Consider the following 14,268-nt stretch of genomic DNA (forward strand, 5'->3'; position numbering starts at 1 on the left):
GTGCACACCCTCCACAAGCCTTCCATAACCCTGTGCTAATATCGCGCCCCTGTTCATTTTGTATGTGGGTTGCTCCATGAAGTTGTCCATGCCGCGATTCGATCAAGCCCCTGTCTTGGTGGTCGGCGATGTCATGCTCGACCGTTACTGGCATGGCGGTACCTCACGGATTTCCCCTGAGGCACCGGTACCGGTAGTTAAGGTCGAGCAAATCGAAGACCGTCCAGGTGGCGCTGCCAACGTTGCCCTCAATATTGCCGCGCTCGGCGCCCCGGCCTCCCTGGTCGGTGTGACCGGCGACGACGAAGCCGCCGACAGCCTGGCCAACAGCCTGCGCGGTGCTGGCGTGCGCGCGCTGTTCCAGCGCATTGCCCATCAGCCGACCATCGTCAAGCTGCGGGTCATGAGCCGTCACCAGCAATTGCTGCGTATCGATTTCGAAGAACCCTTCGCCACCGACGCCCTGGCCCTGAGCGGTCAGGTTGACGCGTTGCTCGAAGGCATCAAGGTGCTGGTCCTGTCCGACTACGGCAAAGGCGCCCTGAAGAACCATCAGGAACTGATCCAGGCCGCCAAGGCCCGCAACATTCCGGTGCTGGCCGATCCGAAGGGCAAGGACTTCTCGATTTATCGGGGCGCCAGCCTGATCACGCCAAACCTCAGTGAGTTCGAAGCCATTGTCGGCGGTTGCGCCGATGAGCACGAATTGGTGACCAAGGGCGCCGCGTTGATGGCTGACCTCGACCTGGGGGCCTTGCTGGTTACCCGTGGCGAGCACGGCATGACCCTGCTGCGCCCGGGCCACCCGGCGATGCACTTGCCGGCGCGCGCCCGTGAAGTGTTTGATGTCACCGGTGCCGGTGATACGGTGATTTCCACCCTGGCGGCGTCCATTGCGGCCGGTGAAGAATTGCCCCACGCCGTGGCCTTGGCCAATCTGGCGGCGGGCATTGTGGTCGGCAAACTGGGCACCGCGGCCATCAGTGCGCCTGAATTGCGCCGGGCGATCCAGCGTTCCGAAGGCTCGGAGCGTGGCGTGCTGAGCCTGGAACAATTGCTGCTGGCGATTGATGATGCCCGTGCCCACAACGAAAGCATTGTGTTCACTAACGGTTGCTTCGACATCCTGCATGCCGGTCACGTGACTTACCTGGAACAGGCGCGCGCTCAAGGCGATCGTCTGATCGTCGCGGTCAATGACGACGCCTCGGTCAGCCGCTTGAAAGGCCCGGGCCGTCCGATCAACAGCGTCGACCGACGCATGGCCGTATTGGCGGGTTTGGGCGCGGTGGACTGGGTGATCAGCTTCTCTGAAGGCACCCCGGAAAACCTGTTGGCCCAAGTCAAGCCAGACGTACTGGTCAAGGGCGGCGACTACTCTGTTGATCAAGTCGTGGGCGCCGACATCGTCAGCGCTTACGGCGGTACGGTCAAAGTGCTCGGGCTGGTTGAAAACAGCTCGACCACGGCCATTGTCGAGAAGATCCGCAACAATGAGTAACGCAGACAAGTGGGTCCTTATCACCGGTGGTGCCGGTTTCATCGGCTCGCACCTGGTCGATGCATTGCTTGCAAAGGGCTATGCCGTAAGGGTGCTGGATGACCTGTCCACTGGCAAACGCAGCAATGTGCCGTTGGATAACCCACGCGTACAGCTGATTGAAGGTGATGTCGCCAACGCCGACCTGGTGGCGCAAGCCGCCATCGGCGCCACGGCGGTGGTGCATTTGGCAGCGGTGGCTTCGGTGCAAGCCTCGGTGGATGACCCGGTCAGCACGCACCAGAGCAATTTTGTCGGCACCTTGAATGTCTGCGAAGCCATGCGCAAGGCCGGTGTGAAGCGTGTGGTATTTGCTTCCAGCGCTGCGGTGTATGGCAACAATGGCGAGGGCGCTTCGATTGACGAAGAGACCACCAAGGCCCCGCTGACGCCTTACGCGTCGGACAAGTTGGCCGGTGAGCATTACTTCGATTTCTACCGTCGCCAGCATGGCCTGGAACCGGTCATTTTCCGCTTCTTCAATATTTTCGGGCCACGCCAGGACCCGTCATCGCCGTACTCGGGCGTGATCAGTATCTTCAGCGAGCGCGTGCAACAGGGTGTGCCGATCAGCGTGTTTGGCGATGGCGAGCAAACCCGCGACTTCATGTACGTCGAAGACCTGGTGGATGTGTTGGTGCAAGCCATCGAAGCGCCTGAGGCACCGTTGGGTGCGATCAACGTCGGCTGGAACCGCACCACCACGCTCACGCAGGTGTTGGAGGCGCTGGAAGAGGTGGTGGGCAAATTACCGACTATCACTTACGGGCCGGCGCGCTCGGGGGATATTCGGCATTCGCGGGCCAATAACCAGCGGCTGCTGGCCAGTTTTACCCTGCCTGAGCCAACCCCGTTGAAGGTCGGCCTGGAGCGGCTACTAAACAGCTGAACACAATCAACTGTGGGAGCGGGCTTGCTCGCGAATGCGGCGTGTCAGTCAGTACATGTGTAACTGATGCACCGCGTTCGCGAGCAAGCCCGCTCCCACATTGATCTGCTTGGTTTTTGAGTTCAGCGGCTGGCTTTTTTCTTCGGCACGATCTTGCGCAGCATCTGCCGTGCCTTGCCGGTCAAGCGCTTGAGCTTTGACTCTTTCTCAGGCTGTGCCAGCCCTTGTTGCCTGACCCAATCCTTCCAGCGAATGCGCTCGTCGCGCACCAACCAGCCTTCCTGCTGGGCGAAACTTTCCGCCAGGTACACGCCGCGCGTACTGGCCGGGTAAAGCTGGTCCTTCTTGACCGTGTACAGCTCGGCAAGCGGCTGGCCATCTTTCAAGGGCATCAGGTACAGGTCGGGCCGCTGGCGGTCCAGGCGCGCGACCAACTGGTCACCTTCAAGCCGTTCATCCACATGGAACAAGCTTAGGGACTTGGCTTCCTTCGGCACTTCCAGACGCAAGTCATAAATCAATTGCAGTGACGCCGTGGGCAGGTGCACGTAAGCCCGCGGGCGTTCGATCAATTGCGTGGTGGCGCAACGCACCGGGCGCGCGGCACCTGACAGTGGGCTCAAGCGAAACGGCAAGGCTTCACGGTAATGCAAGGCGGCGGAGTAGGGGGCCGGCAGCCAGGTGTCATTGAAGCGCCCGCCGAGCCAGCCTTCGGGGGTTTCCAGCAGGCACTCTTCGGCGATTTCCTGGATGGCGGTGTGCAGCGGCAGGTTCAGTTCGTGGGCGGGGACGTAGCCGGAGATCAGTTTGAGCACCACATCGCCACGGTCCTGGCGGCGTTGGCGCACCAGTACCCAGTAATCCTTGTTCTGCCAGTGCAGGGTCAGGCGCACCGACACGCCGAGGTTCGCCAGCTCGAGGGCGAAACGCTCGGGGTCAGCCACCGCCACCGGCTTGCGCCGTTGCAGGGTCTGGGCAAAGTTGAGCGGCATGCCCACGCTCTGGTAGCTCAGGCCTTCGGGGGTAGCTTCGACGTGCAGCGGCAGTGTTTTAAAGTTACTCGGGTTTTTTCTAATGAGCGTACGCGGCATGTCGGCTCCTTTTTGCGACGGGGTCGGCCGCGTCGGCGGCATCAGAGTTGACGAATGACTTGGGCAGCGGTCGCCACGTTATGGGCCAGGTGCAGCGGATTAATGGTCCCGACAATAGCACTGGCGACGCCCGTTTGCGCAAACAACAGCATGAAACTCGCGCGAATTGGATCCATTCCAGGCTCCAGGCACACGTGGCCGCTGGCCAGGGCCTTTTTCACCAGAATGCCTTTGCCATGGGCTGCTGCATATTCAATGACGGTTTTCTCGGCCTGTTCGTTCAGATTGTAGGTGACCATCGCGCAATCACCCTGTTCCAGAGCCTTCACACCGCCTTCGACGGTTTTGCCGGAAAAGCCGAAGCCACGAATCTTGCCCTCTTTTTTCAGTTCCGCCAGGGTCTGGTACACCTCGCAATCATTGAGGATGTGCAGGTCATTACCATCGGAATGCACCAGCACCAGGTCGATAAAATCCGTTTCAAGTCGCTTCAAACTGCGCTCAATCGACAGGCGGGTATGGGCGGCACTGAAGTCATGATGGGAAACGCCATCGGCAAACTCTTCGCCGACCTTGCTGACAATCACCCAGTCCTTGCGCTGGTCGCGTAACAGCGGCCCCAGGCGTTCTTCGCTGCGGCCATAGGCCGGGGCGGTGTCGATCAGGTTGATGCCCAGTTGTTGGGCTTGGCGCAATAACTTCCGCGCTTCGTCGTCATTGGGGATCTGGAAGCCGTTAGGGTATTTCACCCCTTGGTCGCGGCCCAGCTTGACGGTGCCCAGGCCCAGTGGCGAGACCAGAATGCCGGTGCTGCCCAGTGGGCGATGCAGGTCGTGCAGGGTTGGCAGGCTCATGGCAACAGGTGCTCCCAGGCAGGTTGGCCGAGGGCTGGCTTGGGCAGGTCGGGCAGGGTTTCGCTGGCGCTTGGGCGGATGCCGTCGCGCTCCAGGGCGTTGAGCACGCGATCAGCGAAGTCCGGCGCCAGCGCCAGCTTGGTCGGCCAGCCCACCAGCAGGCGGCCTTGTTCGGCGAGGAAGGCGTTGTCGGGGCGGGTCAGGCCCGATTGCAGTGGCTCGGCGCGATCAACCCGCAGCGTGGCCCACTGGGTCTGGCTCATGTCGATCCACGGCAATAATTGCCCGAGCTCTTTTTGCGCGGTAGCGATCTGTTCTTCAGGTGTGCGCGCGACGCCATCCGCCTCGGCGATATCGCCGCCCATGTACCACACCCAATTGCCGTCGGCTGCCGGGTGAGTGGTGACGGTGATGCGCGGCTTGGTGCCGCCGCCCAGGCAGTGCGCATACAGCGGTTTCAGGCCTGGGCCTTTGGCGATAATCATATGCAGCGGGCGCTTTTGCATGGCGGGTTGGCTGAGGCCCAAAGCGGCCAGCAGATCAGCAGTGCCTCCCCCGGCACTCAGCACGATGCGCTGGGCGCGGATCTCGCGGCCGTCGACTTTCAAGCCCACGAGCGTGTCGCCGTCCAACAGCGGTTCGATGTGCTGCCCGGCGAGCAAGCCATCACCCGCCAGTTGGGCCAGGCGTTCGATCAGGCTGGGTACGTCCACCACCAGCTCCGCCAGGCGATAGACCTTGCCCTTGAAGCGTCGGTCTTGCAGGGCCGGGGGCAAGTCGTCGCCCTTGACCTGATCGACACGGCCGCGCACGGCCTTGCTGGCGAAGAAGCTGGTGAGGTTGCCGGCGAGCGTGCCCGGGGACCACAGGTAATGGGCTTCGGACAGCAAGCGCACGCCGGACAAGTCCAGCTCGCCGTCACCGGCCAAGGCTTCGCGCCAGCGGCGCGGCATGTCGGCAATTGCCTCGGATGCGCCGGTGAGGGCGCCGTGCAGGGCGTATTTAGCGCCGCCGTGGATAATCCCCTGGGACTTCACGCTTTGCCCGCCACCCAGTGTGGCGCTTTCCACCAGTACCGTGGAAAACCCCTGGCGGCGCAGGCGCGCGTTAAGCCAGAGGCCGGCAACTCCGGCGCCGACAATCAGAACGTCGGTGGAAATAACGGATGGCATCGGCGACCTCAGTGTTCAAGACAAGAGGCGCAGTATACAGGCTGTTGAGTGGCGGTCAGTGCCCGGCGGTTTTCGAGAACAGTTGAATGACCACCACCCCCAGTACAATCAGGCCCATCCCGAGCATCGCCGGGACATCAAGCTTTTGCCCATAGATAAACAGTGCCGCGATACTGACCATCACAATCCCCATGCCGGCCCACACCGCGTACGCCACGCCCACCGGCACGGTACGCACCACCAGGGTCAGCATCCAGAACGCAATGCTGTAGCCGATGATGACCAGTGCCAGCGGCAGAGGCGTACTCCAGCCCTTGACGGCTTTCATGGAAACGGTTGCGACCACTTCCGAGCAAATGGCAATGGCCAGATAAAGGTAGGCGGCATTCATGGGGTAGTCCTCGGTGTGTTGCAGGCTTGATTAGGTGGGCATTCTAACGCTTCACGAGATGAGATAAAGTCATTACCTATCCGAATTAAAGATGGGTTAGCCATGAGCGTGCAGTGGAACCTGGAGCAGATGCGCTTGTTTGTGAGCGTCGCCGAGCAGCGCTCGTTTTCCGCTGTAGCACGCGGCGAGCGCAAGGCGCAGTCAGCGGTGAGCAACGCAATTGCCTGGTTGGAGGCTGATCTGGGGCTCAGCCTGTTTGAGCGTAGCAGTGGCCGTCAACCGCGCCTGACCGAAGCCGGCAGCGTCTTGCTGGAGGAAGCGCGCGAGGTGTTGCGCCAGTGTGAACGGCTTAATGGCCGCGCGCTGTCACTGACGCGCGGTGAGGAAGCCTGCCTGCGTCTGGCCCAGGATGAAGCCATGTTGTTCCAGCCGGTACTCGATAGCCTTGAGGCGCTTGCCGTGCAGTACCCGCTCCTGGAAGTGCAGCTGTCCAGCGCCGCGCAAGGCGATGTGGCGCGCAAGCTGGTGGAGCGTAAAGCCGATCTCGGCCTGTTGTTCTATCACGACCTGATCCCCGAGGCGCTTGAGCGTCGGGTGGTGGGCAGTGTGGAAATGGTCACGGTGTGCGGCGTCAACCACCCGCTGGCCAAGGAGGCGTACGTGGACTGTCAGCGTCTGGCGCAGTACCGCCAGTTGCTGATGTCGACCCAGACCAGTGTTTACCCCGGCAGCGACGCCGCCAGCCCGCTGGTGTGGCGCGCCGACAGTTTCTACGTGTTGGCCGAATGGCTGATGAGTGGCCTGGGCTGGGCCTGGTTGCCGCGGCATATTGTGCAGTACCCGACCTATCAGCAACAGATGGTGGAATTGAACAGCGAATGGACGCCGCCCGCGCTGGTGGTGGAACTGGTCTGGCGTCGCGACGAGCACCTCGGCCCTGCAGCACGCTTCCTGACTGAACGATTTGCCGAGTGCTTGCGGGCGATTGACTGAAAAAGCCGATAAACTCCGCCGCCATGAATAGAACTCTCTACAGCTGTCTGTTTTACCTGGCGCTGCCGTTGGTGGCTTTACGTCTGTGGCTGCGCGCGCGCAAGGCGCCGGCCTATGCCAAGCGCGTCGGCGAGCGCTTTTCGTATGGGCTGCCGGTCATGCAGCCGGGCGGCATCTGGGTGCATGCGGTGTCGGTAGGCGAAAGCATTGCCGCCGCGCCGATGATCCGTGGGCTGATGGCGCGCCATCCCACGCTGCCGATCACGGTGACCTGCATGACGCCTACCGGCTCCGAGCGCATCCAGGCGCTGTTCGCTAATGAGCCGCGCATTCAGCACTGCTATTTGCCGTATGACTTGCCCTGCGCGGCCAAGCGTTTTCTTGATCGTGTGCAGCCCAAATTGGCAGTGATCATGGAAACCGAGTTGTGGCCCAACCACATCCACGCCTGTGCGCAACGCGGTATTCCGGTGGCGCTGGCGAATGCGCGACTGTCAGCGCGTTCGGCCAAGGGCTATGCGCGTTTCGCCAGGCTGACCGCGCCGATGCTGTCTGAAATGCGCCTGTTCGCGGTGCAGACCCACACCGAAGCCCAGCGTTTCCTGAGCCTGGGGGCCCGCCCGGACACGGTTGAAGTCACCGGCTCGATCAAGTTCGACCTGACCATCGACCCCGAGCTGCCGCTGCGCGCTGCGGCCTTGCGCGAGCAATGGGGCGCCAGCGAGCGCCCGGTGTGGATCGCCGCCAGCACCCATGAAGGCGAGGACGACGTGGTACTGGCGGCCCATCGCCAACTGCGCGAAAGCTACCCCGACGCGCTGCTGATTCTGGTACCGCGGCATCAGGAGCGTTTCGGGCCGATGTTCGAGTTGTGCGGGCAGCAAGGGTTTGCCACCGTGCGCCGTTCCAGCGGTGAACCTGTTACCGCAGACACCTCGGTGCTGCTCGGCGACACCATGGGCGAGCTGCTGTTTCTCTATGCCCTGGCCGACAGCGCGTTTGTCGGCGGCAGCCTGGTGCCGACCGGTGGGCATAATCCGCTGGAGCCGGCTGCGTTGGGCAAGCCCGTCATCATGGGGCCGCACCTGTTCAACTTTCTCGAAATCAGCGCGATGATGCGCGATGCCGGGGCGCTGCGAGAGGTGGATGACGCAGAGGGATTGGCCGAGGCGGTGCGGCAACTGTTCGAGCTGCCGCAGGACGCGCGCAAGATGGCGCAAGCGGGATTGAAGGTGATGCAGGCTAATCAGGGCGCGTTGAAGCGCTTGCTGGATGGGTTGGACAAACTGCTTAATCACTGAAAAATGTGGGAGCTGGCTTGCCTGCGATTGCATCACCCGGGTGTCACTGATACACCGCGGTGCCTGCATCGCGGGCCAGCCCGCTCCCACATTGGTTTGTGCTGTGCTTAGTAGCCTGGACGGGCCTTGAGCTGCTCGGCGGCGGCTTTGGCCAGGTCCGGCGGCAGGAAGTCCTTGTCCGGGTTGTAGTCAGCCTTGAGGTAACGCGTCAGGTCCTGCAAATCACCTGGGCTGAGCGTGCCCGCAGCCTGCTTCAAGCGCAGGTTGTCGAGGATGTAGTCGTAGCGGCTGTTGTTGTAGTTGCGCACCGACGCGTAGAGCTGGCGCTGTGAATCCAGCACATCGACGATGTTGCGCGTGCCCACCTGATAGCCGATTTCGGTGGCTTCCACCGCGCTCTGGTTAGAGATAATCGACTGGCGACGCGCCTGCACCTGTTCCACATCGGTATTCACCGCGCGGTGCAGATTGCGGGTGTTTTCCACCACCTGGCGACGCAGGCCTTCGCGTTGCTGTTCGGTTTGATCGAGGCGCGAATAGGATTCGCGTACTTGGGAACTGGTGAGGCCGCCACTGTAGATCGGGATGTTCAGGCGCAAGCCGATGGTGCGCTGGGACACATCGCCGCCGTAGGGCACTGGCAGTTGGTTCGGGTTGCTGAAACCCAGCGCGTCGTTGTCACCCTTTTCGTATTGCGCCACGGCGTCGAGGGTCGGCAAGTGGCCGGCCTTGCGCTGTCTCAGGGTTTCTTCGGCGGCGGTCACCGCGTAGTTGCTGGCCAGCAGGTTGAGGTTCTGGCGGCCGGCGGTTTCAACCCAGGCCTTGGCGTCGTTCGGCGCCGGTGGCAGCACCGGCAGGGTGTGCACAACGCCCTGGATCGCGTTGTACTGGCGGTTGGTCAGGGTGATCAACGCTTCGAAGGCGTCGTCCACCTGACGCTGGGCGACGATGCGGTTGGCGCGGGCGGTGTCGTAACTGGCCTGGGATTGCAGCACGTCGGTCTTGTCCGACAGGCCCACATCAAAGCGCTCGTTGGACTGGTCGAGCTGGCGTTTGAAGGCGCTTTCTTCAGCCTTGGTCGAGGCCAGGTTGTCCTGGGCGCGCAGCACGGCGAAGTAGCTTTCGGCGCTTTGCAGGATCAGGTTCTGCTCGGTGGCCGAAAGCTGCAGCGAGGCTTGTTCGTTGACGGCTTCGGCGGCTTGCAGCTGGAACCAGCGATCGGCGCGGAACAGCGGCTGGCTCAGGGTTGCACGCCAGGAATGCGCGTCACGGTTGACGGTGGCTGCCGGCTGGTCGATCTGGGTGCGCACGTTATTGCTGTCGGCGCCGGCCGAGAGGTTGGGCAGCAAGCCGGCGCGGGCCTGGGGCACCACTTCTTTTTGTGCGCCATATTGAGCGCGGGCGGCGGCCAGGTCGGCGTTGTTGTTCACCGCTTCCTGGTAGACGCTGACCAAATCGGTTTTGGCGGACAAGGGCGCTTCAGCTGCCCAGACCATTCCATTGGTCGCACAAGACACGGCAAGAGCCAGTGAAAGTTTGCGCAGCATGAGGCGATCCCTAGTGTGAATATTACGGCGATAATTTAGCGCCCAAGGCTAAGGCTGGCCATTCCTGGCGTCAAGCATTGTGGCGGCCCCCGAGTGTAGTGTTGCTGACCCGGCGCAACAATCCCGCAATCACGCCATTCATCACGCTGAATGCACCGCTATTGGCAATTTGCCCACGCCTTGGTCTAGACTGGCCGCGTTCTTGTCGGGGTGCCTTGTTGGAAGGCTGAGATCGGTAAATACCGGATCCCGTTGAACCTGATCAGGTTAGCGCCTGCGTAGGGAACAAGATTTCTCGTCACCCGGCGAGTCCTCTTGTGCTTCGTCCGGGATGTTGTTCGACAATCGAACAGCCCTCGTGCCTTGCACAGCACTGGTTTCAGTGCGTCCATCCGTCACAGGTTCGCTCCGACAAAAATCCACCGCCTGGATAGTTGGAGAGCCCGTGATGACTACAAAATTAAAAAATACCGTGCACCTGAGTGAATCGGCCAAAGTCGACTCCGGCTCCGTGCAGCCGTTTACCCGCTCGCAAAAAATCTACGTGCAAGGCACTCGCCCGGACATTCGTGTGCCGATGCGTGAAATCAGCCTGGACGTGACGCCCACCGATTTCGGCGGTGAGATCAACGCGCCCGTGGTGGTGTACGACACCTCCGGCCCGTACACCGACCCCAACGTCATCATCGACGTGCGCAAAGGCCTGGGCGATGTACGCTCGCCGTGGATCGAAGCGCGTGGCGACACCGAGCGCCTGAGCGGCCTGAGCTCGCATTTCGGCCAACAGCGCCTCAGCGATGCCGAGCTGACCGCGCTGCGTTTCGCCCACGTGAAAAACCCGCGCCGCGCCAAGGCTGGCGCCAACGTCACGCAAATGCACTACGCGCGCAAAGGCATCATCACCGCCGAGATGGAATACGTTGCCATCCGCGAAAACATGAAGCTTGAAGAGGCCCGCGCCAGCGGCCTGCTTGACCAGCAACACGCCGGCCACAGTTTCGGCGCCAGCGTGCCGAAGATCATCACCCCCGAATTTGTGCGCGAAGAAATCGCCCGTGGCCGCGCGATCATCCCGGCCAACATCAACCACACCGAACTGGAACCAATGATCATCGGCCGTAACTTCCTGGTGAAGATCAACGGCAACATCGGCAACAGCGCCCTGGGGTCGTCCATTGAAGAAGAAGTGGCGAAACTGACCTGGGGCATCCGCTGGGGTTCGGACACCGTGATGGACTTGTCCACTGGCAAGCACATCCACGAAACCCGCGAGTGGATCATTCGCAACTCGCCGGTGCCGATCGGTACGGTGCCGATCTACCAGGCCTTGGAAAAAGTCGGCGGCGCCGCTGAAGACCTGACCTGGGAGCTGTTCCGCGACACGTTGATCGAACAGGCCGAGCAGGGTGTCGACTACTTCACCATCCACGCCGGTGTATTGCTGCGTTACGTGCCGCTGACCGCTAAACGCGTCACCGGCATCGTGTCCCGTGGCGGCTCGATCATGGCCAAGTGGTGCCTGGCGCACCACAAAGAGAACTTCACCTACACGCATTTCGACGAAATCTGCGAAATCATGAAGGCCTATGACGTCAGCTTCTCCCTTGGCGACGGCCTGCGCCCGGGGTCGATTGCCGACGCCAACGACGCTGCGCAATTCGGCGAGCTGGAAACCCTTGGCGAGCTGACCAAAATCGCCTGGAAGCACGACGTGCAAACCATGATCGAAGGCCCGGGCCACGTGCCGATGCAGTTGATCAAAGAGAACATGGACAAGCAGTTGGAGTGCTGCGACGAGGCGCCGTTCTACACCCTCGGCCCGCTGACCACTGACATTGCACCAGGCTACGACCACATCACCTCGGGCATTGGCGCCGCGATGATCGGCTGGTTTGGTTGCGCCATGCTCTGCTACGTCACGCCCAAGGAACACCTGGGCTTGCCGAACAAGGATGACGTGAAGACCGGCATCATCACCTACAAGATCGCCGCCCACGCAGCGGACTTGGCCAAGGGCCATCCGGGCGCGCAGATTCGTGACAACGCCTTGAGTAAAGCGCGCTTCGAGTTCCGTTGGGAAGACCAGTTCAATCTCGGCCTGGACCCGGACACCGCACGTTCCTATCACGATGAAACCCTGCCGAAGGACTCGGCCAAGGTCGCGCATTTCTGCTCGATGTGCGGGCCGAAATTCTGCTCGATGAAAATTACCCAGGAAGTACGCGAGTACGCCGCCAACCAACGCATTGAAGCGGTGGATGTGGATGTGGCCAAGGGCTTGGCCGAGCAGGCGGAGCGGTTCAAGCAGGAAGGGAGCCAGCTTTACAAAAAGGTCTGATCCGGGATTGTAGGCGCCTGTACCGGCCTCTTCGCGAGCAAGCCCGCTCCCACATTTGAAATGCATTCTAAATGTGGGAGCGGGCTTGCTCGCGAAGGCAATCTGACAAACAACAAAGTGTCCCTCAGAGATAACACCCTTGAGCATTCAACCCAGCACCTATTCCCCGGACATCGCGGTGCCCGCTGACAAACGCGTCTTCGGCGCCCGCGACCTGTTCTCCCTGTGGTTCTCCCTCGGCATCGGCCTGATGGTCCTGCAAACCGGTGCCTTGCTCGCGCCGGGGCTGGGCTTGTCCGGCTCGTTGCTGGCGATTTTCCTCGGCACGCTGGTGGGCGTGCTGTTGCTGGCCGCTGTCGGCGTGATTGGCAGCGACACCGGGCTGTCGGCCATGGCCGCGCTTAAACTCAGCCTCGGCGCCAGGGGCGCGAGCCTGCCGGCGTTGCTGAACCTGCTGCAACTGATCGGCTGGGGCGCGTTTGAAATCATCGTGATGCGCGATGCCGCCAGTCTGTTGGGTACGCGCGCGTTCAGCGAGGGCAGCCTGCTGGCGAGCCCGTTGCTGTGGACGCTGTTTTTCGGCGGCCTGGCGACCTTGCTGGCGGTCAGCGGCCCGCTGACGTTCGTACGGCAAATCCTGCGCAAATGGGGGATCTGGCTGCTGCTCGCCGCGTGCCTGTGGCTGACCTGGAACCTGTTCGCCAAGGCCGACCTCGCCGCACTCTGGGCCAAGCCCGGTGACGGTTCGCTGCCGTTCGCGGTAGGGTTTGATATCGCCATTGCCATGCCGCTGTCATGGCTGCCGCTGATCGCCGATTACTCACGTTTCGGCAAGCGCGCCAACGCTGTCTTCGGCGGTACCGCGCTGGGGTTCTTTATCGGCAATTTCTGGTTGATGAGCCTGGGCGTGGCCTACACCCTGGCGTTTGCGCCAAGTGGTGAGGTGAATGCGCTGTTGCTGGCCCTGGCCGGCGCGGGCCTGGGCATTCCGCTGTTGCTGATCCTGTTGGACGAGTCGGAAAACGCCTTTGCCGATATTCACTCGGCGGCGGTGTCCAGCGGGATTCTGTTGCGTTGGAAAGTCGAGCATCTGGCGTTGACTATCGGCGTGATATGCACCTTGATCGCCTGCTTCGCACCGCTGGCGCAGTATCAGAACTTCCTGCTGCTGATCGGCTCGGTGTTTGCGCCCTTGTTCGGCGTGGTGCTGGTGGATCACTTTATCCTGCGCCGCCGTGGCCAGGGAGCGGTTGGCAACCTGCGCTGGCCTGCGCTGGTCGCCTGGTTGGGCGGCATTGGCACGTATCATCTGCTGGCCAATCTCTACCCGGATATCGGCGCAACCCTGCCGGCACTGGTGCTGGCAGGCTTGCTGCAGTTCATCCTGGGCCGGGCCTTCAGTGGCGCGCGGGCGCCAATTCGGGCTTGAGTACGCCGGTGAGGCGCGCATAGGGGATGGTCATTTCGATCAGCCCCAATGCGTAAGGCGCAATCGTCGCCACGTTGTACTTGAGCACCACGCCATTGCTGGTCAAGGCCACGTTCGGGGTTTTCTGGAACGGCCAGTTCTTCACGAACTCCGGGTCACGGTCCATCTGCGAGTTGATCAGCCAGCTGTTGTGGGCGACTTTCGCGGTATTCCAGAACGCTTGCTCCTGGCCTGGCAACAGCATGTCGGTCAGGCTCAGCTCTTTGTGCAGCAGGCGCGAATAGTTGATGAACCCACGGCCAGGCTCGCCATGGGCAGCGCCGGTGTCGAGGTAACTGGACACTTCGATGATCACAAGCCCGTCATGCTGCTCACGTACCTTGGCCTGCAAGTACATGCTGTTGCGGTCGGGCGATTCGCGCAGGAACTTGTCGCGGTAGGCATTCAGCGTCGGCGGCACGCTGGCGCCGGGGGTGGTGCGGGTCATTTGCAGCAGGCGCTGCTCCACCAGCGTGTCGAGTTGCGGCTCGGAGGGGAAGTGCACGGTATCGATGTTCACCAGCGGGCAATCAGGGCTGTTGCAGCCGGGTTTGATTTGCTCCGAGGCGTCTGGCTTGGTATCCAGGGGGTTCAGGTAGCTGGGCTGGAACAGGCTCTGGCAAGCACCGAGGGTCAAGGCAATACAGGCCACGGAGGCGACTTTTAAAAGCGACATGTGTGTCC

Annotated in this window: 12 protein-coding genes and 1 riboswitch; of the genes, 6 read left to right on the top strand and 6 right to left on the bottom strand. The window is 61.9% G+C overall.

Annotation, left to right across the window (positions count from 1 at the left end):
• Positions 1-76: 76 nt before the first annotated feature.
• Positions 77-1,501: a bifunctional D-glycero-beta-D-manno-heptose-7-phosphate kinase/D-glycero-beta-D-manno-heptose 1-phosphate adenylyltransferase HldE gene (hldE, locus tag A7D21_RS00950; RefSeq protein ID WP_069550878.1), complete on the top strand. Its 1,425-nt coding sequence runs from the start codon at positions 77-79 to the stop codon at positions 1,499-1,501.
• Positions 1,494-2,429, top strand: coding sequence for an NAD-dependent epimerase/dehydratase family protein (locus A7D21_RS00955; RefSeq protein ID WP_069550879.1), 936 nt, complete (start codon positions 1,494-1,496; stop codon positions 2,427-2,429). Before hldE ends, A7D21_RS00955 begins: the two co-directional genes overlap by 8 nt.
• 122 nt (positions 2,430-2,551) lie before the next feature.
• Here A7D21_RS00955 and A7D21_RS00960 read toward each other — a convergent pair whose 3' ends face one another.
• Genes A7D21_RS00960 through A7D21_RS00975 form a run of 4 tightly spaced genes read right to left on the bottom strand, consistent with a single transcriptional unit; the run spans position 2,552 to position 5,937 of the window.
• Complete coding sequence (locus tag A7D21_RS00960) at positions 2,552-3,520, bottom strand: hypothetical protein (RefSeq protein ID WP_053254018.1); 969 nt, start codon at positions 3,518-3,520, stop codon at positions 2,552-2,554.
• 41 nt (positions 3,521-3,561) lie between these two features.
• A complete protein-coding gene (locus A7D21_RS00965; protein WP_069550880.1) occupies positions 3,562-4,374 on the bottom strand; it encodes an aldo/keto reductase in 813 nt (270 codons plus the stop codon).
• Complete coding sequence (locus A7D21_RS00970; RefSeq protein ID WP_053254020.1) at positions 4,371-5,546, bottom strand: FAD-binding oxidoreductase; 1,176 nt, start codon at positions 5,544-5,546, stop codon at positions 4,371-4,373. Before A7D21_RS00970 ends, A7D21_RS00965 begins: the two co-directional genes overlap by 4 nt.
• Positions 5,547-5,601: 55 nt before the next feature.
• Entirely contained in the window at positions 5,602-5,937 is a 336-nt protein-coding gene (locus A7D21_RS00975) for a multidrug efflux SMR transporter (RefSeq protein WP_053254021.1), read from the bottom strand.
• A 102-nt stretch (positions 5,938-6,039) separates the two neighbouring features.
• Between A7D21_RS00975 and A7D21_RS00980 the strand changes: the two genes are divergently transcribed.
• A complete protein-coding gene (locus A7D21_RS00980) occupies positions 6,040-6,930 on the top strand; it encodes a LysR family transcriptional regulator (RefSeq protein ID WP_053254022.1) in 891 nt (296 codons plus the stop codon).
• Positions 6,931-6,953: 23 nt separating this feature from the next.
• Positions 6,954-8,231 (top strand): lipid IV(A) 3-deoxy-D-manno-octulosonic acid transferase, encoded by a 1,278-nt coding sequence (gene waaA, locus A7D21_RS00985; protein WP_069550881.1) that lies wholly within the window; start codon positions 6,954-6,956, stop codon positions 8,229-8,231.
• Positions 8,232-8,338: 107 nt separating this feature from the next.
• On the opposite strand, the gene A7D21_RS00990 is transcribed toward waaA, so the two are convergent.
• Positions 8,339-9,778: a TolC family outer membrane protein gene (locus A7D21_RS00990; protein ID WP_053254024.1), complete on the bottom strand. Its 1,440-nt coding sequence runs from the start codon at positions 9,776-9,778 to the stop codon at positions 8,339-8,341.
• A 196-nt stretch (positions 9,779-9,974) separates the two neighbouring features.
• Positions 9,975-10,080, top strand: a riboswitch (TPP riboswitch).
• 146 nt (positions 10,081-10,226) lie between these two features.
• Between A7D21_RS00990 and thiC the strand changes: the two genes are divergently transcribed.
• On the top strand, positions 10,227-12,116 hold the full coding sequence (gene thiC, locus A7D21_RS00995) for a phosphomethylpyrimidine synthase ThiC (protein WP_053254025.1): 1,890 nt from the start codon (positions 10,227-10,229) through the stop codon (positions 12,114-12,116).
• A 139-nt stretch (positions 12,117-12,255) separates the two neighbouring features.
• A complete protein-coding gene (gene cytX / locus A7D21_RS01000) occupies positions 12,256-13,545 on the top strand; it encodes a putative hydroxymethylpyrimidine transporter CytX (RefSeq protein ID WP_069550882.1) in 1,290 nt (429 codons plus the stop codon).
• Here cytX and A7D21_RS01005 read toward each other — a convergent pair.
• Positions 13,514-14,260: an RsiV family protein gene (locus tag A7D21_RS01005; protein WP_069550883.1), complete on the bottom strand. Its 747-nt coding sequence runs from the start codon at positions 14,258-14,260 to the stop codon at positions 13,514-13,516. The two genes, cytX and A7D21_RS01005, sit on opposite strands and share 32 nt — an antisense overlap.
• Between the last annotated feature and the right edge of the window lie 8 nt (positions 14,261-14,268).

This window comes from Pseudomonas sp. AP19 (assembly GCF_001728855.1).
Classification (GTDB): domain Bacteria; phylum Pseudomonadota; class Gammaproteobacteria; order Pseudomonadales; family Pseudomonadaceae; genus Aquipseudomonas; species Aquipseudomonas fluorescens.